This window comes from Geodermatophilus sp. SYSU D01180 (assembly GCF_054050415.1).
On record NZ_JBJGZH010000006.1, the window covers coordinates 39,623 to 61,647 of the forward strand.

At 75.8% G+C, this 22,025-nt stretch carries 20 protein-coding genes; 14 read left to right on the forward strand and 6 right to left on the reverse strand.

What is annotated here, in order from left to right; genetic code table 11:
• Positions 1-131: 131 nt before the first annotated feature.
• Complete coding sequence (dnaE, locus tag ACI8AA_RS07630) at positions 132-3,695, forward strand: DNA polymerase III subunit alpha (protein WP_457043891.1); 3,564 nt, start codon at positions 132-134, stop codon at positions 3,693-3,695.
• A gap of 50 nt (positions 3,696-3,745) precedes the next feature.
• A complete protein-coding gene (locus ACI8AA_RS07635) occupies positions 3,746-4,348 on the forward strand; it encodes a hypothetical protein (RefSeq protein WP_457043892.1) in 603 nt (200 codons plus the stop codon).
• A gap of 122 nt (positions 4,349-4,470) precedes the next feature.
• On the opposite strand, the gene ACI8AA_RS07640 is transcribed toward ACI8AA_RS07635, so the two are convergent.
• Positions 4,471-5,307, reverse strand: coding sequence for an LON peptidase substrate-binding domain-containing protein (locus tag ACI8AA_RS07640; RefSeq protein WP_457043893.1), 837 nt, complete (start codon positions 5,305-5,307; stop codon positions 4,471-4,473).
• Positions 5,308-5,413: 106 nt separating this feature from the next.
• On the opposite strand from ACI8AA_RS07640, the gene hisD reads away from it, so the two are divergent.
• The 5 genes from hisD to hisH all read left to right on the forward strand — a co-directional run bounded on the left by hisD (position 5,414) and on the right by hisH (position 9,418).
• Positions 5,414-6,718 (forward strand): histidinol dehydrogenase, encoded by a 1,305-nt coding sequence (gene hisD, locus ACI8AA_RS07645; protein WP_457043894.1) that lies wholly within the window; start codon positions 5,414-5,416, stop codon positions 6,716-6,718.
• Positions 6,715-7,851: a histidinol-phosphate transaminase gene (locus ACI8AA_RS07650; RefSeq protein WP_457043895.1), complete on the forward strand. Its 1,137-nt coding sequence runs from the start codon at positions 6,715-6,717 to the stop codon at positions 7,849-7,851. The genes hisD and ACI8AA_RS07650 overlap by 4 nt, the downstream gene beginning before the upstream one ends.
• A 5-nt stretch (positions 7,852-7,856) precedes the next feature.
• Positions 7,857-8,453 (forward strand): imidazoleglycerol-phosphate dehydratase HisB, encoded by a 597-nt coding sequence (gene hisB / locus ACI8AA_RS07655; protein ID WP_457043896.1) that lies wholly within the window; start codon positions 7,857-7,859, stop codon positions 8,451-8,453.
• Between the two features lie 3 nt (positions 8,454-8,456).
• Positions 8,457-8,633: a hypothetical protein gene (locus ACI8AA_RS07660; RefSeq protein ID WP_457043897.1), complete on the forward strand. Its 177-nt coding sequence runs from the start codon at positions 8,457-8,459 to the stop codon at positions 8,631-8,633.
• 149 nt (positions 8,634-8,782) lie between these two features.
• Complete coding sequence (gene hisH / locus ACI8AA_RS07665; protein WP_457043898.1) at positions 8,783-9,418, forward strand: imidazole glycerol phosphate synthase subunit HisH; 636 nt, start codon at positions 8,783-8,785, stop codon at positions 9,416-9,418.
• A gap of 1 nt (position 9,419) precedes the next feature.
• Here hisH and ACI8AA_RS07670 read toward each other — a convergent pair whose 3' ends face one another.
• Positions 9,420-10,460, reverse strand: coding sequence for a molybdopterin-dependent oxidoreductase (locus ACI8AA_RS07670; protein WP_457043899.1), 1,041 nt, complete (start codon positions 10,458-10,460; stop codon positions 9,420-9,422).
• Positions 10,461-10,525: 65 nt separating this feature from the next.
• Between ACI8AA_RS07670 and ACI8AA_RS07675 the strand changes: the two genes are divergently transcribed.
• On the forward strand, positions 10,526-12,841 hold the full coding sequence (locus tag ACI8AA_RS07675; RefSeq protein ID WP_457043900.1) for a M20/M25/M40 family metallo-hydrolase: 2,316 nt from the start codon (positions 10,526-10,528) through the stop codon (positions 12,839-12,841).
• 7 nt (positions 12,842-12,848) lie between these two features.
• Here ACI8AA_RS07675 and ACI8AA_RS07680 read toward each other — a convergent pair whose 3' ends face one another.
• Complete coding sequence (locus ACI8AA_RS07680) at positions 12,849-13,793, reverse strand: helix-turn-helix transcriptional regulator (RefSeq protein ID WP_457043901.1); 945 nt, start codon at positions 13,791-13,793, stop codon at positions 12,849-12,851.
• A 105-nt stretch (positions 13,794-13,898) separates the two neighbouring features.
• Here ACI8AA_RS07680 and ACI8AA_RS07685 point away from each other — a divergent pair, with 105 nt between their 5' ends.
• Positions 13,899-14,300 carry a VOC family protein gene (locus tag ACI8AA_RS07685; RefSeq protein ID WP_457043902.1) on the forward strand — a complete coding sequence of 134 codons (402 nt, stop codon included), beginning with the start codon at positions 13,899-13,901 and terminating at the stop codon, positions 14,298-14,300.
• Positions 14,301-14,306: 6 nt separating this feature from the next.
• Here ACI8AA_RS07685 and ACI8AA_RS07690 read toward each other — a convergent pair whose 3' ends face one another.
• Both ACI8AA_RS07690 and ACI8AA_RS07695 read right to left on the reverse strand, forming a co-directional pair.
• Positions 14,307-15,065: an SDR family NAD(P)-dependent oxidoreductase gene (locus ACI8AA_RS07690; RefSeq protein WP_457043903.1), complete on the reverse strand. Its 759-nt coding sequence runs from the start codon at positions 15,063-15,065 to the stop codon at positions 14,307-14,309.
• 10 nt (positions 15,066-15,075) lie between these two features.
• Positions 15,076-15,687: a nitroreductase family protein gene (locus ACI8AA_RS07695; RefSeq protein WP_457043904.1), complete on the reverse strand. Its 612-nt coding sequence runs from the start codon at positions 15,685-15,687 to the stop codon at positions 15,076-15,078.
• 58 nt (positions 15,688-15,745) lie between these two features.
• Between ACI8AA_RS07695 and priA the strand changes: the two genes are divergently transcribed.
• From priA to hisF, 3 genes are read left to right on the forward strand one after another with little or no spacing between them, the layout of a single operon-like run.
• Positions 15,746-16,480 (forward strand): bifunctional 1-(5-phosphoribosyl)-5-((5-phosphoribosylamino)methylideneamino)imidazole-4-carboxamide isomerase/phosphoribosylanthranilate isomerase PriA, encoded by a 735-nt coding sequence (gene priA, locus ACI8AA_RS07700; protein ID WP_457043905.1) that lies wholly within the window; start codon positions 15,746-15,748, stop codon positions 16,478-16,480.
• A complete protein-coding gene (locus ACI8AA_RS07705) occupies positions 16,477-16,869 on the forward strand; it encodes a RidA family protein (RefSeq protein WP_457043906.1) in 393 nt (130 codons plus the stop codon). The genes priA and ACI8AA_RS07705 overlap by 4 nt, the downstream gene beginning before the upstream one ends.
• Complete coding sequence (gene hisF, locus ACI8AA_RS07710) at positions 16,866-17,660, forward strand: imidazole glycerol phosphate synthase subunit HisF (RefSeq protein WP_457043907.1); 795 nt, start codon at positions 16,866-16,868, stop codon at positions 17,658-17,660. The genes ACI8AA_RS07705 and hisF overlap by 4 nt, the downstream gene beginning before the upstream one ends.
• A 14-nt stretch (positions 17,661-17,674) precedes the next feature.
• On the opposite strand, the gene ACI8AA_RS07715 is transcribed toward hisF, so the two are convergent.
• Positions 17,675-18,316: a TIGR03085 family metal-binding protein gene (locus ACI8AA_RS07715; RefSeq protein WP_457043908.1), complete on the reverse strand. Its 642-nt coding sequence runs from the start codon at positions 18,314-18,316 to the stop codon at positions 17,675-17,677.
• Positions 18,317-18,430: 114 nt separating this feature from the next.
• Here ACI8AA_RS07715 and ACI8AA_RS07720 point away from each other — a divergent pair, with 114 nt between their 5' ends.
• Together ACI8AA_RS07720 and ACI8AA_RS07725 are read left to right on the forward strand one after the other, a co-directional pair.
• Positions 18,431-20,206: an ABC transporter ATP-binding protein gene (locus tag ACI8AA_RS07720; RefSeq protein ID WP_457043909.1), complete on the forward strand. Its 1,776-nt coding sequence runs from the start codon at positions 18,431-18,433 to the stop codon at positions 20,204-20,206.
• Positions 20,203-22,023, forward strand: a complete 1,821-nt coding sequence (locus tag ACI8AA_RS07725; protein ID WP_457043910.1) for an ABC transporter ATP-binding protein — start codon at positions 20,203-20,205, stop codon at positions 22,021-22,023. The genes ACI8AA_RS07720 and ACI8AA_RS07725 overlap by 4 nt, the downstream gene beginning before the upstream one ends.
• Positions 22,024-22,025: the final 2 nt, after the last annotated feature.

Here is a 22,025-nt window from a genome sequence, read left to right on the forward strand (position 1 = left end):
GCCCGGCCTGCGTCGGTGCCCGGCCGGACCAGTCCCGAGCCCGCACCGCACCGCCCGGTCTTCCCCGCCGGTCGCCCGCCGGAGCACCCGACGGCCGGGCCAGCACGACCCGTGAGGAGCACCGCACCGCCGTGAGCAGCCCGTCGACCGACTCGTTCGCGCACCTGCACGTCCACACCGAGTACTCGATGCTCGACGGGGCGGCCAAGCTGCCCGAGGTGACGAAGGCCGCGGCCGAGCAGGGCATGCCGGCGCTGGCGATGACCGACCACGGCAACGTCTTCGGCGCCTACGACTTCTACAAGCAGGCCAAGGCCGCCGGCGTGAAGCCGATCATCGGCATGGAGGGCTACTACACGCCCGGCTCGCGGTTCGACCGCGCACCGTTCGACTTCGGCGACAACCTCATCGACGAGGACGGCGAGGGCGGGTCCTCCCGCGGCAAGGCCGCCTACACGCACATGACCCTGCTGGCGCGCACCACCGAGGGGATGCACAACCTCTTCCGCATCTCCTCGCTGGCCAGCCTCGAGGGCCAGTACCGCAAGCCGCGCTTCGACCGCGACCTGCTCGAGCGCTACGGCAAGGGCCTCATCGCGACGACGGGCTGCCCGTCGGGCGAGGTCAACATGTGGCTGCGCGCGGGCAAGCTCGACCGGGCCCGGCAGGCGGCCGCCGACTTCCAGGACATCTTCGGCAGGGAGAACTTCTACGCCGAGCTCATGGACCACGGGCTGTCCATCGAGCAGAAGACCCGCCCGCAGCTGCTGGAGATCGCCGAGGACCTGGGCATCCCGCTGCTGGCCACCAACGACCTCCACTACACGCACAAGGAGGACGCCGAGGCCCACGACGCCCTGCTGTGCATCCAGACCGGGTCGCGGCTGAACGAGACCAACCGCTTCAAGTTCAACGGCGACGGCTACTACCTGAAGAGCGCCGCCGAGATGCGCGCGCTGTTCCCCGGTGACCTGGCCTCGGCGTGCGACAACACCCTGGTGATCGCGGAGCAGTGCGAGGTGTCCTTCACCGAGGGCGCCGACCTCATGCCGCGGTTCCCCCTGCCGCCGGGGGAGGACGAGACCTCCTGGTTCGTCAAGGAGGTCGAGCGGGGACTGCACAAGCGGTACCCGAACGGCATCCCCGACCACGTGCGCAAGCAGGCGGACTACGAGGTCGGGATCATCACGCAGATGGGCTTCCCGGGGTACTTCCTCGTGGTCGCCGACTTCATCAACTGGGCCAAGGACAACGGCATCCGCGTCGGTCCCGGCCGCGGCTCGGCCGCGGGCTCGCTGGCCGCCTACGCGATGGGCATCACCGACCTCGACCCGCTGCAGCACGGGCTGATCTTCGAGCGGTTCCTCAACCCCGAGCGGGTCTCGATGCCCGACGTCGACATCGACTTCGACGACCGCCGCCGCGGTGAGGTGATCCAGTACGTCTCGCGGAAGTACGGCGAGGAGCGGGTCAGCCAGATCGTCACCTACGGCACCATCAAGGCCAAGGCCGCGATCAAGGACGCCGCCCGGGTGCTCGACCGCCCCTACTCGGTGGGCGACGAGCTGACCAAGCTCATGCCCCCGGACGTGATGGGCAAGGGCATCCCGCTGTCGGGCGTGTTCGACCCGGCCCACCCGCGCTACAAGGAGGCCGCGGAGTTCCGCGCCCGCTACGAGTCCGACCCGGGCGCGGCCGAGGTGGTCGACCAGGCGCGCAAGCTCGAGGGCCTGAAGCGGCAGTGGGGCGTGCACGCGGCCGGCGTCATCATCGGCCGCTACCCGCTGATCGACTCGATCCCGATCATGCGCCGTGAGAACGACGGCGCGATCATCACGCAGTTCGACTATCCGACCTGCGAGACGCTCGGTCTGCTGAAGATGGACTTCCTGGGCCTGCGCAACCTCACGGTCATCGACGACGCGCTGCGCAACATCGTCGCGAACGGCAAGGAGCCGATCGACCTCGACGAGATCAGCAAGGACCTCACCGACAAGGCCACCTACGAGCTGCTGGCCCGCGGTGACACCCTCGGCGTCTTCCAGTTCGACGGCGGGCCGATGCGCTCGCTGCTGCGGCTCATGCGGCCGGACAACTTCGAGGACATCTCCGCGGTCGGCGCGCTCTACCGGCCGGGCCCGATGGGTGCGAACTCGCACACCAACTACGCGCTGCGCAAGAACGGCCAGCAGGAGATCACGCCGATCCACCCCGAGCTGGCCGAGCCGCTCGAGGACATCCTGGGCGGCACGTACGGCCTGATCGTGTACCAGGAGCAGGTCATGGCGATCGCGCAGAAGGTCGCCGGGTACTCGCTCGGCAAGGCCGACCTGCTGCGCCGCGCGATGGGCAAGAAGAAGAAGTCCGTCCTCGACGCCGAGTTCGTCGGCTTCGAGGCCGGCATGAAGGAGCGCGGCTACTCCGACGCCGCGATCAAGACGCTGTGGGACATCCTCGTCCCGTTCGCCGACTACGCGTTCAACAAGGCGCACTCAGCGGCCTACGGCCTGGTCTCCTACTGGACGGCCTACCTCAAGGCCAACTACCCGGCCGAGTACATGGCCGGGCTGCTCACCAGCGTCGGCGACGACAAGGACCGCCGGCCGGTCTACCTGGCCGAGTGCCGCCGGATGGGCATCAAGGTGCTCCCGCCGGACGTCAACGAGTCCTCCTGGGACTTCACCGCGGTCGGCACCGACATCCGCTTCGGCCTGGCGTCGGTGCGCAACGTCGGCACCAACGTCGTCGACTCGATCGTCCGGGCGCGCGAGGAGAAGGGCGCGTTCAAGGACTTCGCCGACTTCATGCGCAAGATCGACACCGTCGCCTGCAACAAGAAGGTGATCGAGTCCCTCGCCAAGGCCGGCGCCTTCGACTCCCTCGGCCACTCGCGGCAGGGCATCGCCGCCGTCCACGCCCAGGCCGTCGACGCCGCCATGTCGCTCAAGCGCAAGGAGGCCGAGGGCCAGTTCGACCTGTTCGGCAGCTTCGGCGGCGACGGGGACGGCGACGACCCGTTCGGCGGCGCGCTGGACATCGCCGTCCCGACGGCGGACTGGTCGAAGTCCGAGCGGCTGGTCTTCGAGCGCGACATGCTCGGCCTCTACGTCTCCGACCACCCGCTGCACGGCGTCGAGCACGTGCTCGCCGCCAACGCGGACACCCCGATCGCGGAGATCAACGCCGGTGGGGTCGAGGACGGCGCCAACGTCACGATCGCCGGCATCCTCACCTCGGTGCAGCCCCGCACCAACAAGCAGGGCGCGCCGTGGGCGATCGCGACGCTGGAGGACCTCGAGTCCGGCATCGAGGTCCTGTTCTTCCCGAAGACGTGGGCGGAGGTCTCGGAGAAGGTCGTCCGCGACCAGATCGTCGTGGTCAAGGGCCGGATCAGCCGCCGCGACGACCAGCCCTCGCTGTTCGGCTCCGAGGTGACCATCCCCGAGCTCACCGAGGGCCCCCGCGGCCCGGTGCTCGTGTCGATGGCCGCGGCCCGCTGCACCCCGCCGGTGGTCGAGCGGCTGCGCGAGGTGCTGGGCAGCCACCCGGGCACCACCGAGGTGCACCTCAAGCTGCTCAACAACGGGCGCGAGACGGTGCTGCGGCTGGACCAGGGGCTGCGGGTGCGGCCGAGCACGGCGCTGATGGGCGACATCAAGGCACTGCTGGGGCCGACCAGCGTCGCCCTGCTGTGACCGGCACGCCCGGGAGCGGGCCGTCCGCTCCGCGGGGTTCACTGGGGGCCGTGAGCAGCCCGTCTCCGCTCCCCGACAGCCCGTACGCCCCGCCCGCGGTGGTGTCCGCGGCGGTGCCCGCGGTGCCGCCCGCCCGGCCGGCCCGTGCCGCGGTGCTCGCGGAGCTGCGGCGGGACCTGCGGGGCGCGGCGCTGTGGGCCGCGCTGGTCGCGCTCGCCGGGGTCCCGGCCGGCCTGCTGTGGGTCTGGCTGGCGCCGCGGGCCCGGTTCGAGGTGGTCGAGGGCGGCGCGGTGCCGGTCGGTCGCCCGTCGGCGGAGCTGCTGGTCGCCGACGACTCGGTGCTCGTGCTCGTCCTCGCCGGCCTCGGCCTGCTCGCCGGCGGGACGGCCTGGGCGATGCGCCGCCGCCGGGGCGTGGCCACCGTGGTGGGCACCGCGGTCGGCACCGCGCTGGCCGGGGTGCTCGCCTGGCAGCTGGGGGAGCTGCTCGCGCCCGGGCCCACGCCGGCCCAGCTCGGCGACGTCGGCACCCGGGTGACCACCGGGCTGGAGCTGTCCAGCCCGCCGGCGCTGGCGGTGGCCCCGTTCGCCGCGCTGCTGGTCTACGTCGTCGCGGCGCTGTTCGCCGCCCGCGACGACCTCGGGCGGGGGTGACGTGCTGGAACGGGCACCTCTCAGGGGCCCGCGCCGAGCGTGCGAGGCGTGGGGGGCGATTCCCGGCCCCGTCCAGAGGCTCGTCCCGAGCTTGCGAGGGATGAGGGGGACGGGGTCCTTGCTCAGTTGAGGCTGGTCGGGCCGGCGAACTGCTGCAGCGGCGCCGGGACCGCCCCCACCGTCTCGAGCAGGGTCAGCTCCCGGCGCAGCATCCGCGTCTCGGCCACCAGCCGGCGGCGGGTCGCCGACTCGGCCAGCAGCGCCTGCCGGTCCTCGGTGGTCAGCAGCGCCGCCGAGGCCACCAGGTAGGACAGCGCGCGGGCGTCACCGTCGACGACGTCGAGCAGCGCGTCGACGCCGTCGAGCTCCTGCGCGTCGCCGGCCACGGCGGTCTCCGCGCTCCCGGTCTGCAGGCCCGCCACGGCGGTCACGTAGCGGGTGAACAGCGACCCCACCCCACGCTCCAGCACGCCGAGCGACCCGCGGGCCACCTCGGCCACCAGCCCCTCGTCCGGGCCCCCGCCGGCCGGGGCGGAGCCGACCTCCTGGTCGCCGGCCGCCTCCTCGGCGGCCTCCTCCTCGGCCAGCCACTCGACCTCGGCGCGCAGGTAGGGCGGGCCGTCCCCGTCCTCGCCGTCCCCGCCGACCAGGACGTCGAGCAGCCGGAACCGGTCGCCGCCGACGGTGGTGATGCGGAACCCGCCGTCGGGCTGCGGCCGCACGGTCTGCAGGTGCGCGGTGCAGCCGACGTCGTAGAGCGCCTGCGCGGGGGAGACCCGCTCGACCTCCCAGCCCTGCCGGATCGCGACCACCCCGAAGAACCGGCCGTCCCCGTCCTCCGGCTGCGCGAGCAGGTCCCGCACCAGCGCCCGGTAGCGGGGCTCGAAGACCTGCAGCGGCAGCACGATCCCCGGGAACAGCGGCGACCCGAGCGGGAACAGCGGGATGAGGTCGCCCACACCGGCGAGCCTACGGGCGCCCCGCCCCCTCGGCGCCGTGACGGCGGGCGACCGCGCCCCGACTACGCTGGGGAGTCGTCCCTCGCCTGGTTCCGGAGGCCTCCCCGTGCTCGCCCGCATCGACCTGCGTGGATCCGCGCTGCCGGGGGTCCGTGACCTGGCCGGCCTGCTGCCGCGCGCCGCCACCGACATCGACTCCGTCCTCGCCACCGTGCGGCCGCTGTGCGAGGACGTCCGCATCCGCGGCGCCCAGGCGGTCCGCGAGATCACCGCCCGCCTCGACGGCGTCGACCTCGAGGACTTCGCCGTCCCGGTGGAGGCGATCCAGGCGGCGCTCGACGGGCTGGCCCCCGACGTGCGGGCCGCGCTCGAGGAGGCCATCGTGCGGGTGCGGCGGGTGCACGCCGACCAGGCCCGCACCGACGTCACCACCCAGGTGGTCCGCGGCGGCACGGTGACCGAGCGCTGGGTGCCGGTGCGCCGCGTCGGCCTCTACGTGCCAGGCGGGCTGGCGCCGCTGCTGTCGAGCGTGGTGATGAACGTCGTCCCGGCGCAGATCGCCGGCGTCGCGTCGATCGCCGTCGCCTCCCCGCCGCAGCGCGACCACGGCGGCCTGCCCGACCCCGGCGTGCTCGCCGCGTGCGCGCTGCTCGGCGTCACCGAGGTCTACGCCGTCGGCGGCGCGCAGGCCATCGCGGTGTTCGGCTACGGCGCGGGCTCGTGCGAGCCGGTGGACGTGGTCACCGGCCCCGGCAACGTCTACGTGACCGCCGCCAAGCGGCTGCTGCGCGGGTTGATCGGCATCGACTCCGAGGCCGGCCCGACCGAGGTCGCGATCCTCGCCGACGACACCGCCGACCCGGTGCACGTGGCCGCCGACCTGATCAGCCAGGCCGAGCACGACCCGCTGGCCGGCGCGGTGCTGGTCACCACGAGCGAGGAGCTGGCCGACGCCGTCCTCGACCTCGTGCCCGGCCAGGTCGCGGCCACCAAGCACTCCGACCGCATCCTCACCGCGCTCGACGGCAGCCAGTCGGGGATCGTGCTGGTCGACGACCTCGACGCCGGGCTCGCGGTGGTCGACGCCTACGCCGCCGAGCACCTGGAGATCCAGACCCGGGACGCCCGCGAGGTGGCGATGCGGGTGCGCAACGCCGGCGCGGTGTTCGTCGGCGCCTGGTCGCCGGTGTCGCTGGGCGACTACATCGCCGGGTCCAACCACGTGCTGCCCACCGGCGGCTGCGCCCGGCACTCCAGCGGGCTGTCGGTGCAGTCGTTCCTGCGCGGCATCCACGTCGTCGAGTACGACGAGCAGGCGCTGGCCGAGGTGGCCGGGCACGTCGACGCCCTCGCCCACGCCGAGGACCTGCCCGCGCACGCGGCCGCGGTCCGGGTGCGGCAGCGCTCGTGACGACCACTCCGAGGACGTCGCTCGACGAGCTGCCGCTGCGGCCGGAGCTGCGCGGCCGCACGCCCTACGGCGCCCCGCAGCTGCAGGTCACCCACCGGCTCAACACCAACGAGAACCCGCACCCGCTGCCGGCCGAGCTGCTGGCCACGCTCGGCGAGGCGCTCGGGCACGCGGCGGTCGAGCTCAACCGCTATCCCGACCGGGACGCCGTCGCGCTGCGCACCGACCTCGCCGCCTACCTCGGCCGCGGCGGGGAGCGGGTCGAGCCCGCGCAGGTGTGGGCGGCCAACGGCTCCAACGAGGTGCTGCAGCAGCTGCTGCAGGCCTTCGGCGGCGCCGGGCGCACGGCGCTGGGCTTCACCCCGTCCTACTCGATGCACCCGATCATCTCCGCCGGCACCGGGACGGCGTGGGTCGACGGGCACCGCCGCGAGGACTTCACCATCGACGCCGCGCAGGCCGCCGCCCAGGTGCGCGAGGTCCGGCCCGACGTCGTCTTCGTGACCAGCCCGAACAACCCCACCGGCACCGCGGTGGCGCTGGGGACGATCACCGAGCTGTACGACGCGACGTCCTACGGCCGGGGGCGCGCCGGCGTGCTGGTGGTCGACGAGGCCTACGAGGAGTTCGCCCGCACCGGCACGCCGTCGGCGCTGACCCTGCTGCCCGGCCGCCCGCGGCTGGTGGTCAGCCGCACGATGAGCAAGGCGTTCGGCATGGCCGGCCTGCGGCTGGGCTACCTCGCCGCCGACCCCGCCGTCGTCGACGCGCTGCAGCTGGTCCGGCTGCCCTACCACCTGTCCTCGCTGACCCAGGCCGCCGCGCGGGCCGCGCTGGCGCACACCGACGCGCTGCTGGCCACCGTCGACGCGGTCAAGGCCCAGCGCGACCGGATCGTCGCCACCCTGCCGTCCCTGGGCCTGACCAGCGTGCCCAGCGACGCCAACTTCGTCCTGTTCGGCCGGTTCGCCGACGCGCGCGCCGCCTGGCAGGCGCTGCTGGACCGCGACGTGCTCGTCCGCGACGTCGGCATCCCCGGGTGGCTGCGGGTGACCGCCGGCACGCCGGAGGAGACCGACGCCTTCCTCACCGCGCTGGGTGAGGTGGCCCCCGACCACCGCCTGGGAGACTGAGACCCATGAGTCGTACCGCCCGCGTCGAGCGCGCCACCAGCGAGACCAAGCTGGTCGTCGAGCTCGACCTCGACGGCACCGGGAAGAGCTCGATCAGCACCGGCGTCGGCTTCTACGACCACATGCTCACCGCGCTGTCGAAGCACAGCGGCATCGACCTCACCGTGCAGGCCGACGGCGACCTGCACATCGACGCGCACCACACCGTCGAGGACGTCGCCATCGCGCTCGGCCAGGCCTTCGGCGAGGCGCTCGGGGACAAGAAGGGCATCACCCGCTACGGCGACGCCACGATCCCCATGGACGAGGTGCTCGTGCAGGCCGCCGTCGACCTGTCCGGCCGGCCGTACTTCGTGCACGCCGAGCCCGAGACCATGACGCCGATGATCGGGCCGGACTACCCGACGTCGCTGACCAAGCACGTGCTCGAGTCCTTCGCCTTCAACGCGCGGATCACCCTGCACGTGCGGGTGCTCTACGCCGGCCGGGACGCCCACCACATCGTCGAGGGCCAGTTCAAGGCGCTCGCCCGGGCGCTGCGCGTCGCCGTCGCGATCGACCCGCGGGTCGCCGACGTCCCCTCCACCAAGGGCGCGCTGTAACGGATGGAGTTCGGCGTCGTCCTCCTCGTCCTCGGCGGGTTCCTGCTGGGCGGGGCGTGGAGCATGTGGAAGGCGGACCACGACACCCGGGGCCGCACCGGCCCGCAGGTCGTGATCGCGGTCGTCCTGCTGGTGGCGGCGCTGCTGGCCACCGCGTCGGGGATCCTGAGGCTGATCTGACGCCCGAGGACCGGTTCCTCGGGCTCGTCCTCGCCGACCCCACGGTGGCCGCCCGCTGGCGGGCGGTGTGGCCCGAGCTCAGCCTGCTGCCCCGGGACTGACCGGGAATCCCGGCGGGGCACGGGGCGCTGCCACGTACCGTGGCAGACGTGAAGAAGGTGGTCGTCCTCGACTACGGGTCGGGCAACCTGCGCTCGGCCGAGCGGGCCCTGGCCCGCGTGGGCGCCGACGTGACCGTGACCGCCGACCGCGACGCCGCCCTCGAGGCCGACGGGCTCGTCGTGCCGGGTGTGGGCGCGTTCGCGCACTGCATGCAGGAGCTGCGTGCCGTCGACGGGCCGCGCACCATCGGCCGGCGGCTGGCCGGCGGCCGGCCGGTGCTGGGCATCTGCGTCGGCATGCAGGTCCTCTTCGAGCGGGGGGTCGAGCACGGCCACGACGCCGAGGGCTGCGGCGAGTGGCCCGGCACGGTGGAGCAGCTGGAGGCGCCGGTGCTGCCGCACATGGGCTGGAACCGGGTCGAGGTCCCCGAGGGCAGCGTGCTGTTCGACGGCCTGGCCGACGAGCGCTTCTACTTCGTGCACTCCTACGGCGTGCGCTCGTTTCCCCTCGGCCAGGACGGCCCGCCGTCGCGGCTGGCGCCGCCGAAGGTCACCTGGGCCGAGCACGGCGACCGGTTCGTCGCGGGCGTGGAGAACGGCGCGCTGTCGGCGACGCAGTTCCACCCGGAGAAGAGCGGCGACGCCGGCGCCCAGCTGCTCACCAACTGGCTGGCGACGCTCTGACTCAGGTGAGCGGGAAGGGCGGCTGCAGCCACCACGGGGCGTCGACCACCTCCACCCGGCGCACCCACTTCACCCACCAGTAGCCGCGCCGGCCCGGCGCGACCAGCCGCATCGGCGCCCCGTGCCCGGCCGACAGCGGCCGGTCCGCGCAGTGCGTGGCCAGCAGCAGCGCGCCCGCGTCGGCCAGCGGCAGCCGCCGTCGGTAGCCGGTGACGCTGACGACGTCGACGCTGCCGCCGCCCGGCAGGTCGAGTCCGGCCAGCAGCCGGTCCAGCCGCACGCCGCGCCACTGCTGGACGGCGTACCAGCCGCCGGTGCAGTCCAGGACGGCGGTCACCGTGTCGCCGCGGTCGAGCCCGGCGGCGCGCAGCCGGGTCGTGCGGCCGCCCGCGACCAGCTCCACGGTCCCGCCGGCGTCGTCCGGGACGGCGTCGGTGAACCACTGCGTCACCGGCATGGCCGCGGGGTCGCCGCTGCCGCGCTCGTGCGAGCCGGTGCCGCGCCGCCGCGCGCCCGGCGCCCCGGTGAGCCGCAGGCCGCCCTCGACCGCGCCCCACAGCGCGGCCGCGGCGACGGCCAGGCCACCGGTCCGCAGCAGCGCGCGGCGGGAGGCGTCGCTGCGCCGCGGCCGCTGCCGGCTGCCCGCGGCGTGCACCGCCAGCAGCACCGCGGTGCCGACCGCCGTCGCGACGTGCACCTGCAGCAGCGCCACGCCGCCCACGGCCAGGCGCGGCCCGGCGACGGTGTGCAGCACGCCGGTGACCACGGTCAGCCCGACGAGGACCGCGAGGCCCCACGCCGCCGTGGGGTCGCGGCGGCCGCGGGTGCGCGCCCGCGAGCGGCGGACGACGACGGCCTTCCACGGCACGAGCAGCAGCAGGCCCAGCCCCGCCACCCCGTGCACGGCGGCCACCAGCCGGGAGGGCAGCGGCGTCCCGACGCCGAACGCGAGCACCCCGGTCCCGCCGGCCACCAGCAGGAGCGCCAGCAGCCCCAGGTTGGTCCGGCGCCCGGCACGGGCGGGGAGCGCACCGCGCAGCATCCCCGGAGTGTCCTCCGCGCGCGCCTAGGGTGACCCGGTCCCGCATCCGGTCGAGGAGGACCCGCTTGCCCGCGTCGCGCACCCCCGCTCCGGCACCCGAGCGCCGCGGGGGGCTGGCCGGCCCGCTCGTCACGCTGGTCCTGCTGGCCGGGCTGACCGTCTGGAGCGTGCTGGCGCTGCGCCCGCCGGCCCCCGCGCCCGCCGACGCCCCGGCGGGCTCGTTCAGCGCCGGCCGGGCCTTCGCGCACGTGGAGGAGATCGCCGCGCAGGTGCACGTCGCGGGCAGCCCGGCGCACGAGCGCGTCGTCGGCGGGCTGGTCGCCACGCTCACCGACCTCGGCCTGGACACCCGCGTGCAGAACGCCGTCGGCACCTGGCAGGCCGGCCCGGGGGCGGCGGAGATGGCGCGGGTGCGCAACGTCGTCGCGGTCCTGCCCGGCACGGACAGCACCGGCCGGCTGTTCCTCGTGGCGCACTCGGACTCGGTGGAGACCGGCCCCGGCGCCAGCGACGACGCCGCCGGCGTGGCCGCGATCCTCGAGACGGTGCGCGCCCTCGGCGAGGGGGAGCCGCTGCGCAACGACGTCGTCGTCGTGATCACCGATGCCGAGGAGGCCTGCCTGTGCGGCGCCGAGGCGTTCGCCGACAGCCACCCGCTGGCGGGCGAGGGCGGGGTCGTGCTCAACCTCGAGGCCCGCGGCACCACCGGCCCGCCGATCATGTTCGAGACGTCGCTCGGCAACGCCGGGCTGGCCGCGCGCTACGCCGCCGCGGTGCCGCACCCGGTGGCCAGCAGCTTCGCCGTCGAGGTGTACCGGACGCTGCCCAACGACACCGACTTCAGCGTCCTGCTCGGCGACGGCGACTTCACCGGCCTCAACACCGCCTTCATCGACGGCAACGCCGGCTACCACACCCCGCAGGACACCCCCGCCCGGCTGGACCAGCGGACGCTGCAGGCGCTGGGCGACAACACCCTCGCCCTCACCCGGGAGCTCGGCGACGCCGACCTGACCGACCTCGCCCGCCCCGGCGACGGCGATGCCACCTACTTCCCGCTGCCCACCGGCCTCGCGCGGTACCCGGGCGCGCTGGTGTGGCCGCTGGCCGGGGCGGCGGTGCTCGGCGTCGCCGTCCTGGCCCTGGTCGACCGGCGGCGCGGCTCCTCCCTGCCGCGGACGCTGCTCGGCACGGCCGCGGCGCTGCTGCCGCTCGCGCTCGCGCCACTGGCGGTGATCGGCCTGTGGCGGCTGCTGGTGCTCGTCCGGCCCGGCTACGCCTCGATGCTCGACCCGTGGCAGCCGGGCTGGTTCCGGCTGGCGGCGGTCGCGCTCGTCGCGGTGGTGGTGCTGGCCTGGTACGCGCTGCTGCGTCGCCGCCTGGGCGCCGCGGCGCTGCGCACCGGCGCGCTGGCGCTGCTCGCCGTCCTCGCCGCGGTCCTCGCGGCGTTGGCGCCCGGCGGGTCGTACCTGGCCGCGCTGCCGGCGCTGGCCGGCGCGCTGGCCGGGCTGCTGCCGCGACAGGCGCAGCTCGCCGGCGCGCTGGTCGCCGGGGCGGTCGCGGTCGTCGTCCTCGCGCCGACCGTGGCGCTCTTCTTCCCGGCGCTCGGCCTGGCCGGCGGGGCCGCGCCGGCGGCGGTCGCGACGGTGCTCGCCCTGGCCCTGCTGCCCGGGGTCGAGGGGCTGTTCCCGGCCGGCCGCGCGCGGCTGCGGACGCTGGCCGTGCCCGGTCTCGCCGTCGCCCTGACCGTCCTGCTCACCGCCGTCGGGCTGGCCGTGGACCGCTTCGACCCGCAGCACCCGGTGCCCAGCCAGCTGGTCTACGCGCTGGAGGCCGACACCGGCGAGGCGTGGTGGGCCAGCACCGAGGACGACCCGGGGGAGTACACCGCGCGCTACGTCGGCACCCCGCGGACGCTGCCGCACGACTACCCCTACCTCGCCGGGGAGGCGGTGGCGGCCGGGCCGGCGGAGGCCGCCGACCTGCCGACGTCGCGGGTCGAGGTCCTCGACGACCGATCCTCCGGCGGGCAGCGGACGGTCACCGTGCGGGTCACGCCGCAGCGCGAGGTCCGGCTGGTGGTGCTGGACCTGACCGCCGACGGCGGGACGGTCGACGCCGCCCGGGTGGAGGCGCGCGACGTCCCGGCGCAGGCGCTGGGGGAGGGCCGGCTGTGGGTCACCTTCCACGCGCCGCCCGCGCAGGGCGTGGAGGCGACGTTCACCGTGGACGGCGCCGGGCCGCTGCGGCTGCGGGTGGTCGACGGCAGCGACGGGCTGGGTGACCTGCCCGGCTTCGAGGAGCGCCCGCCGGGCGTGGACGCGGCCGGCACGCACAGCTCCGACCTCGTGGTCGTGGGGGCGACGACGGACCTCGGCTGACGGGCGCTCAGTCCCCGTGGCGGGCCAGCAGCTCGGCGCCGAGCGCGGCCAGCTCGGCGCGCACGGCCGCGGGGTGCCGCACCTCGACGGCGCCGCCGAAGCCGGCCAACTGCTCGGCCACCGACCGCGCCGTGTGCGCGGCCAGGCGCAGCCTCACCCGCCCGTCGCCGTCCGGGCCGCCCTCGACGGCGCAGTGCCGGCCGAACCGGTCGCGCAGCACGGGGACCAGCCGCGCGGGCACCAGCACCGTCGCGGCCACCAGCGACCGGCGCCGCTCGACCTCGCCGGCCACCTCGTCCCAGACGCCGGGCAGGTCGAGGTCGGCGGGCCGCTCGAAGACCTCCCCGGTCACCGCCGGCGCCCCCATGCGGTCGACGCGGAAGGTGCGCCGCCCGGCCGCGGTGCCGGCGACCAGGTACCAGGTGCCGTCCTTGTCCACGAGCCCCCACGGCTCGGCCCGCCGCCGGCCCGGGCCGCCGCCGCGCCCGGCGTAGTCGAACTCCACCACCCGCCGGGCGACGACGGCGTCGAGCAGCAGCGCCACCTCCGGCCGGTCCCGGGCGCGCTCGCCCCAGCCGGCCGGGTCGACGACGACCGCCTCCGCGGCTGCCGCGGCCTCGGCGCGGAAGGTGCCCGGCAGCGCCCGCAGCAGCTTGCGCAGCGCGCCCCGCGCGTCCGGCCCGGCCGCGGTCGCCGGGCCGAGCAGCAGGAACAGCGCCCGCGCCTCGGGCCCGGTCAGGCCGGTGAGGTCGGTGCGCGCCCCACCGACCAGCTGCCACCCGCCGCCCCGACCGGCCTGCGGGTGGACCGGGACGCCCGCGGCCGACAGCGCCTCCAGGTCGCGCCGCGCGGTCGCCACCGACACCTCCAGCTCGGCGGCGGCCTGCGCGGCGGTGACCCGGCCGCGGGCCTGCAGCAGCAGGAGCAGGGCGACCAGCCGGTCCGCGCGCACGCCGTCGAGGATGCCGCGGGAAGTGCTCAGGAGGTGAGCACTTCTGTGTGGAGCATGGGGTCCAGCGGGACGCGGCAGGCGGACCGCCCGACGGAGGGACCCCCCGTGCTCCGAGGACTGGCCACCGTGACCCTGCTCGCCGACGACGTCCCCGCCGCCGTCCGCTGGTACGCCGGCGTGCTCGACACCGAGCCCTACTTCACCCGGCCGGAGGAGGGGCCGCCGGCGTACGTCGAGTTCCGCATCGGCGAGGACGAGGACGAGCTCGGCGTCATGGACGCCCGCTACGCCACCTGGGCCGCGGGGCGGCCGGCCGGCGTCGTCGTCCACTGGCACGTCGACGACCTGCCCGCGGCGCTGCGGCGCCTCGAGGACGCCGGCGCGACCGTCGTCTCCCCGCCCACCGTACGCGGCGAGGGCTGGTCGACCGCCGTGGTCGCCGACCCGTTCGGCAACCTGCTCGGGCTCATCACCAGCCCGCACTGGGCCGCCGCCCACGGCGGATGAGCGGGCTCAGCTGCGCAGGTAGGACGCGCCGTTGACGTCGACGATCGTGCCGGTGCTGAACCGCGCCTCGGGCGAGGCCAGCCACAGCACCGCCGAGGCCACCTCCTCCGGGCGGGCGACCCGGCCGAACGGCGACTGCGCGCGCACGGCGTCACCGCCCGGGCCGTCGAGCACCTCGCGCGCCATCTCGGTCTGCACGAAGCCCGGCGCCACGGCGGTGACCGAGATGCCCAGCGGTGCCAGCGCCAGCGCCATCGACTGCGCGAAGGCGTTCATGCCGGCCTTCGACGCGCCGTAGGCCGGGTTCTGCGGCTCGCCGCGGAAGGCGCCGCGGCTGGACACGTTGACCACCGCGCCGCCGCCGGCGGCGCGCAGGTGCGGGACGGCGCGGAAGGTGGCGTGCGCGGCACCGAGCAGGTTGACCGCGAGCGTCCGCTCCCACACCTCCCGCCACTCCTCGAAGGAGGCGGTCAGCGGCGGGGAGGCCACGAAGACGCCGGCGTTGTTGACCAGCACGTCCAGCCCACCCAGCGCCTCCGCGGCGGCGTCGACCATCGTGCCCACGGCCTCGGCGTCGGTCATGTCGGCCTGCACCAGCGCGTGGCCGGTGCCGGGCAGCTCGGCGAGCACGGCCTCGGCGCGCTCCTCCGAGCTGCCCCAGTGGACGGCCACCCGGTCGCCGCGCCCGGCGAAGGCGCGGGCGATCGCGCGGCCGATGCCGCGGGAGCCACCGGTGACGAGGACGGCGCGCGAGGAGGAGGTCACGGGCGGGCAGTCAACCAGCCGTGCTCCAGCGGCCGCGGTGCACGACCTCGTCCAGCCCCCGCCGGCCCCGCCTCAGCGACGGCGAGCGCCGGTCGTCCGTGCCCGGGTAGCCGACCGACACGACGCCGACCGGCCGGTGGGTGCCGGGGACGCCGAACGCGTCCCGGAAGGCGTCCACCCGCTCGGCCGGGACGCCGAACAGGCAGGCGCCGAGCCCCTCGTCGACGGCGGTCAGCAGCACCATCAGCGCCGCCATGCCGGCGTCGACGTCCCAGTAGGGCACCGGCCAGCGGGCCTCGTCGCGGTCGGTCCAGCCCTTGTCCGGCTCCGCGTAGCGGTCGAGGTAGGCGTCCTTCGACGACAGCGGGACCACGAGCAGCGGCGCCCGCCGCATGCGGGTCAGCCACGCGTCGGGCGCACCCTCGCCGGCGGTCACCGACCAGAACAGGTCCCGGTCCTCGGCCGACTCGAGCACCAGGAAGGCCCAGCCCTGGGTGAACCCGGCCGACGGCGCCCGGGTGGCGTGCTCGAGCAGCCGCTCGCGCACCTCCGGCGGCACCGGCCGGCCGGGGTCGTAGTCGCGCACCATGCGGCGCCTGCGGACGACGTCGGCGAACTCCACCCCCGCAGCCTGCCTCGGGTGGGTCAGGCCACAGCGGGCCGGTCCCTAGGCTGGAGCCGTGCCGACCCTCCAGCTGCTCCCCGCCGTCGACGTCGCCGACGGCCGGGCCGTCCGACTCGTGCAGGGGGAGGCCGGCAGCGAGACCTCCTACGGCGACCCCCTCGACGCCGCCCTGCAGTGGCAGCGCGACGGCGCCGAGTGGGTGCACCTGGTCGACCTCGACGCCGCCTTCGGCCGGGGCAGCAACCGCGAGCTGCTCGCCCGGGTGGTCGGCGAGCTCGACGTCGACGTGGAGCTCTCCGGCGGCATCCGCGACGACGAGTCGCTGGCCGCGGCACTGGCCACCGGCTGCCGCCGGGTCAACCTGGGCACCGCGGCGCTGGAGTCGCCCGAGTGGTGCGCCCGCGCGATCGCCGAGCACGGCGACCGGATCGCCGTCGGCCTCGACGTCCGCGGCACCCGGCTGGCCGCCCGCGGCTGGACCCGCGAGGGCGGCGAGCTCTACGAGACCCTCGCGCGGCTGGACGCCGAGGGCTGCGCCCGCTACGTGGTCACCGACATCACCAAGGACGGCACGCTGCGCGGCCCCAACCTGGACCTGCTGCGCGAGGTCTGCGCCGCCACCGCGCGGCCGGTGGTCGCCTCCGGCGGGGTCAGCTCGCTCGACGACATCCGCGCGCTGGCCGGGCTGACCGCGGTCGGCGTCGAGGGCGCGATCGTCGGCAAGGCGCTCTACGCCGGCGCGTTCACGCTGCCCGAGGCGCTGGCGGTCACCCGCGAGGCGTCGTCGTGACCGCGCGGCGGATCGGCTCCGGCGGGCCCTGGGAGGACGTCGTCGGCTACAGCCGCGTCGTCGTGCACGGGGACTCCGCCTGGGTGAGCGGCTGCACCGCCACCGTCGACGGCGCGGTCGTCCACCCCGGCGACGCGGGCGCACAGGCCCGGGTCGCGTTCGGCGTGCTGGTCGCCGCGCTGCAGTCCGCGGGCCTGACGGCCGCCGACGTCGTCCGCACCCGCGTGTACGTCACGGACACCTCCCGCTGGGAGGAGGTCGGGCGCGCGCACGGCGAGGTCTTCGGTGCGGTCCGGCCGGCCACCGCGATGATCGGCGTGGCCTCGCTGCTGCACCCCGACATGCTGGTCGAGGTGGAGGCCGACGCGGTCCGGGGAGCGGGAGCATGAGCCTCGCCGTCCGCGTCATCCCGTGCCTGGACGTCGACGCCGGCCGGGTGGTCAAGGGCGTCAACTTCGTCGACCTGCGCGACGCCGGCGACCCGGTGGAGATGGCCCGGGTCTACGACGCCGAGGGCGCCGACGAGCTCACCTTCCTCGACATCACCGCCAGCTCCGGCGACCGCGAGACCACCTACGACGTCGTCCGGCGCACCGCCGAGAGCGTGTTCATCCCGCTCACCGTCGGCGGCGGCGTGCGCAGCCCCGACGACGTCGACCGGCTGCTGCGCGCCGGCGCGGACAAGGTCGCGGTGAACACCGCCGCCGTCGCCCGGCCCGACCTGATCGGCGAGATCGCCGACCGGTTCGGCAACCAGGTGCTCGTGCTGTCCCTCGACGCCCGCCGGGTGCGCGACGGCGCATCGACCGACTCGGGCTTCGAGATCACCACGCACGGCGGGCGCCGCGGCACCGGCCGGGACGCCGTCGAGTGGGTGGTGCAGGCCGCGGAGCTCGGGGTGGGGGAGGTGCTGCTCAACTCGATGGACGCCGACGGCACCCGCGCCGGGTTCGACACCGAACTGATCCGCGCGGTCCGTCGCGAGGTGACCGTGCCGGTGATCGCCAGCGGCGGCGCCGGGGCGGTCGGGCACTTCCCGCCCGCGGTCGAGGCCGGCGCCGACGCGGTGCTGGCGGCCAGCGTCTTCCACTTCGGCACGCTGCGGATCGGCGAGGTCAAGGCCGCGCTGGCCGGCGCCGGCGTCCCGGTGCGCACCGCCGCGGACACGCCGCTGCGCTGACCGCGGCCGGCCCGTCAGGCGACGGGGGCGTCGTCCCGCACGACCACCCGGGCGACATCGCGCCGCCCGGTCGCCCACAGCAGGAGCTCCATCGGCTCGCCCTCGACCGTGGTCGGTGCGGACCCGGCGCGGACCCGCCTCCCGGGCCCGGGGACGTCGCTGCGCTGCAGCACCAGGCCGCCGGGGTGCCGCGCGGCCGCCGTGCGGGCGAACAGCCGGGCCGCGCCCCAGAGCCGGTCGGCGTCGGCCAGCGGCAGCGCGCGCGGCGCCCAGCCGGGCTGCGCCCGCCGCACGTCCTCGTGGTGGATCGCGAACTCGGCGGAGTCCGCGACCGCCGACACCCCGGGCCAGCCCATCGGCAGCCACGCCGGCGGGCCCTGCCGGACCCGGGCCACCAGCTCGGGGTACGCCGTCGAGGTGCGCAGCCGGTCCTCGACCCGCTCCGCGTGGGCGTGCAGCCGCCCGCCGACCGGCGTGCGCTCCAGCGCGTAGCCGGGCAGCGCGTCGGGGCGGCGGTCGCGGGTCACCAGGTGGGCGGCCAGGTGCGCCGTCGTCCACCCCTCGCAGCAGGTCGGGGCGTCGGGGCCGAGCTCGTCGAGGAGGTCGGCGAGGGCCGCGCGCTCGCGGGCGGCGAGCGGGCGGGAAGAGGGAGTCACCGCGGCGGGTTACCGATCTCGTCCAGCCGGAAAACCCGCAGGCCCCTGTCGGTGCTGCCGGTTAGCCTGACTAACGACTGCGGAGACCCCGCCGTCGCGACCCCGAGGAGACCCGTGCCCCGCGCCCGAGACGCCGTCGTCCGGCGGGGACTGCGCCATGTCGCCCGGTCCATCCGCGAGCAGCGCGGGATGTTCACCCTGGCCCTGCTGGCCAGCAGCCTCTACGCCGCGATGACCGTGCTGTCGGCGTTCGTCGTCGGCGAGGTCACCGACCGGGTGGTGCTGCCGGCCTTCGCCGACGGCGACACCACCGCCGGTGCGCTCACCCTCGCCGTCGTCGTGATCCTCGGCGTCTCGGTGCTCAAGATCCTCGGCATCCTCGGCCGCCGGCTGTTCGCGGGCGTGATGGCCTACCGGCTGCAGGCCGACTACCGCCGCCGCGTCACCGCGCAGTACCTGCGGCTGCCGCTGGCCTGGCACCAGCGGCACCCCACCGGCCAGCTGCTGTCCAACGCGAACTCCGACGTCGAGGCCGCCTGGTACTTCGTCTCCCCGCTGCCGTTCGCCTGCGGGACGCTCGTGATGATCGCCATCACCGTCGTCGCGCTGGTGGCCACCGACCCGCTGCTGGCTCTCGTCGGCCTGGTCGTCTTCCCGCTGGTCTTCGTGGTCAACGCCGTCTACTCGCAGGTGATGAGCCCGCGGATGCAGCGGGCGCAGCAGCTGCGCGCCGAGGTCAGCGAGATCGCCCACGAGAGCTTCGACGCGGGCCTAGTCGTCAAGACCCTGGGCCGCGAGGACGTCGAGAGCGCCCGGTTCACCGAGCGGGCCCAGGAGCTCCGCGACGGGCTGGTGTCCGTCGGCCGGGTGCGCGGGCTGTTCGACCCGCTGATGGAGGCGCTGCCCAACCTCGGCACGCTCGCCGTGCTGCTGGTCGGCGCCGGCCGGGTCGCCTCCGGCGCCACCGACGCCGGCGACCTGGTGAGCATCGCCTACCTGTTCACCCTGCTCGCGCTGCCCATCCGCGCGATCGGCTGGGTGCTCGCCGACCTCCCGCGCGCCCTCGCCGGCTTCGACCGGGTCACCCCCGTGCTCGACGCCACCGGCGAGACCCCGCACGGCCCGGAGACCGCGCCGGCCGGCGACGGCGGCGCCCGGCTGGGCCTGCGTGCGGTCGACCACGTCTTCGACGGCGCGTCGCAGCCGGTGCTCTCGCAGGTCACCTTCGACGTCGCGGCCGGCAGCACGGTCGCCGTCGTCGGGCCGACCGGCTCGGGCAAGTCCACGCTGGCCGGGCTGCTGGTGCGGCTGGTCGACCCGGCCGGCGGGGAGGTGCTGCTCGACGGCGTCGACCTGCGCCGGCTGCGCGAGGGCGAGGTCAGCGGCCAGGCCGCGTTCGTCCCGCAGGGCACCTTCCTCTTCGACGACACCGTCCGCGGCAACGTGACCCTGGGCGGGGAGTACGGCGACGACGAGGTGCGCGCCGCGCTGCGCGTGGCCGCCGCCGAGGACTTCGTCGACCGGCTGCCCGAGGGCCTCGACACCCGCGTCGGCGAGCGCGGCGCCACCCTCTCCGGTGGCCAGCGGCAGCGGCTGGCCCTGGCCCGCGCCGTGATCCGCCGTCCCCGGCTGCTCGTCCTCGACGACGCCACCAGCGCCGTCGACCCCGCCGTCGAGGCGCGCATCCTCGACGCGCTGCGCTCGGCCGACCGGCCCTCGACGGTGGTCGTCGTCGCCTACCGGCAGGCCACCATCGCCCTCGCCGACGAGGTGGTGTGGCTGGAGAACGGCCGGGTCACCGCCCGCGGCAGCCACGAGGAGCTGCTGGCCACCGTGCCCGGCTACGCCGCGCTGGTCCGCGCCTACGCGCAGGCGGAGGTGGCGGCGTGACCGACGTGACCGCCGGGCGGCGCGAGGGCGCGTTCGCCACGCTGGGCCGCGGGCTGCGGATGATGCCGGAGTTCCGCCGCGGGCTCCCGGCCACCTTCGCGCTCGCGCTGGTCGCCACCGCCGGGCGGGTGGTCGTGCCGATCGCCGTCCAGCAGGTCATCGACCACGGCCTGCTCGCCCCCGGCGGCCCCGACCTCGGCCTGGTCCGCACGCTGGTGCTGGTCTGCGCGGTCGTCGTCCTGGTCACCGGCGTGGCGGTCTACCGGATGAACGTCCGGCTGTTCCGCACCACCGAGACCGCGCTGGCCGGGCTGCGCTCCCGGGCGTTCCGGCACGTGCACGACCTGTCGGTCCTGCACCAGCAGGGCGAGCGCCGCGGTTCCCTGGTCTCCCGCGTCACCAGCGACGTCGACCAGCTGTCCACCTTCATGCAGTGGGGCGGCGTCCTCGGCGTGGTCAGCCTCGGCCAGCTGGTCGTGGCCACCGTCGTCATGGCGGTCTACTCCTGGCAGCTGACCCTGCTGGTGCTCGTCTGCTTCCTGCCGCTGGCCTTCGCCGTCCGCTGGTTCGCCCGCCGGCTGCAGGTCGCCTACGGCGTGGTCCGCGAGCGGGTCGGCGACGTGCTCGCCGCCGTCTCGGAGTCCGTCGTCGGCGCGCCGACGGTGCGCGCCTACGGCATCCGCGAGCGGACGGCGGCCCGCCTGGACCGGGCCATCGGCCGGCACTACCGCGCCCAGGTGGACGCGCAGAAGGTCACCGCGGCCGTCTTCGTCACCGGCGAGTTCGCGGCCGCGGTCGCCAACGCCGCCGTCGTCGTGGTCGGCGTGCTGCTCGGCCTGGCCGGGGAGGTCAGCGCCGGCACGCTCGTCGCCTTCCTGTTCCTCGTCACGCTGTTCGTCGCGCCGGTGCAGACCGCCAGCGAGGTGCTCAACGAGGGGCAGAACGCGATCGCCGGGTTCCGCCGGGTGCTCGACGTCCTCGACACCGAGCCCGACGTCCGCGACCCCGCCGCCACCGGCACGGCGCGCGAGCTGCCGGGCGGGCCGCTCGGCGTCCGGCTCGAGCACGTCACCTTCCGCTACGCCCCGGGCGCGCGGGCGGCCCTCGACGACGTCGACCTCGCGCTCGCGCCGCGCCGCCGCTACGCCGTCGTCGGGGAGACCGGGTCGGGGAAGACGACGTTCGCCAAGATGGTCACCCGGCTCATGGACCCCACCGAGGGGCGGGTGCTGCTCGGCTCCGACGCCTCCGGCTGGGTGCCGCTGCCCGACGTGGCGTTCGCCTCGCTGCGCCGGCGGGTCGGCATGGTGCCGCAGGACGGCTTCCTGTTCGACGCCACCGTCGCCGACAACGTCCGCTACGGCCGCCCGGACCTCACCGACGAGCAGGTCACCGCGGCGTTCGCCGAGCTCGGCCTCGGCGACTGGCTGGCCGGCCTGGCCGACGGCGTCGCGACGGCGGTGGGCCAGCGCGGGGAGTCGCTGTCGGCGGGGGAGCGGCAGCTGGTCGCCATCGCCCGCGCGCACGTGGCCGCGCCCGACCTGCTGGTGCTCGACGAGGCCACCAGCGCCGTCGACCCGGCCACCGAGCGGCGGCTGACCCTGGCGCTGGACCGGCTCACCGAGGGCCGCACCACGCTCACCATCGCGCACCGGCTGTCCACCGCCGAGCGGGCCGACGAGGTGCTCGTCGTCGACGCCGGGCGGGTCGTGCAGCGCGGCACGCACGCGGACCTGGTCGACGCCGTCGGCCCCTACGCCCGGCTGCACGCCTCGTGGCGCCGGTCGTCGGCGGGGGAGCCCGAGCGCGTCGCCTGAGC

Bases quoted from the DNA above. Each gene is read 5' to 3' on its own strand.
- hisB (WP_457043896.1), top strand. From the start codon at position 7,857: ATGAGTCGTACCGCCCGCGTCGAGCGCGCCACCAGCGAGACCAAGCTG.
- ACI8AA_RS07660 (WP_457043897.1), top strand. From the start codon at position 8,457: ATGGAGTTCGGCGTCGTCCTCCTCGTCCTCGGCGGGTTCCTGCTGGGC.
- ACI8AA_RS07670 (WP_457043899.1), bottom strand. From the start codon at position 10,460: ATGCTGCGCGGTGCGCTCCCCGCCCGTGCCGGGCGCCGGACCAACCTG.
- hisF (WP_457043907.1), top strand. From the start codon at position 16,866: ATGAGCCTCGCCGTCCGCGTCATCCCGTGCCTGGACGTCGACGCCGGC.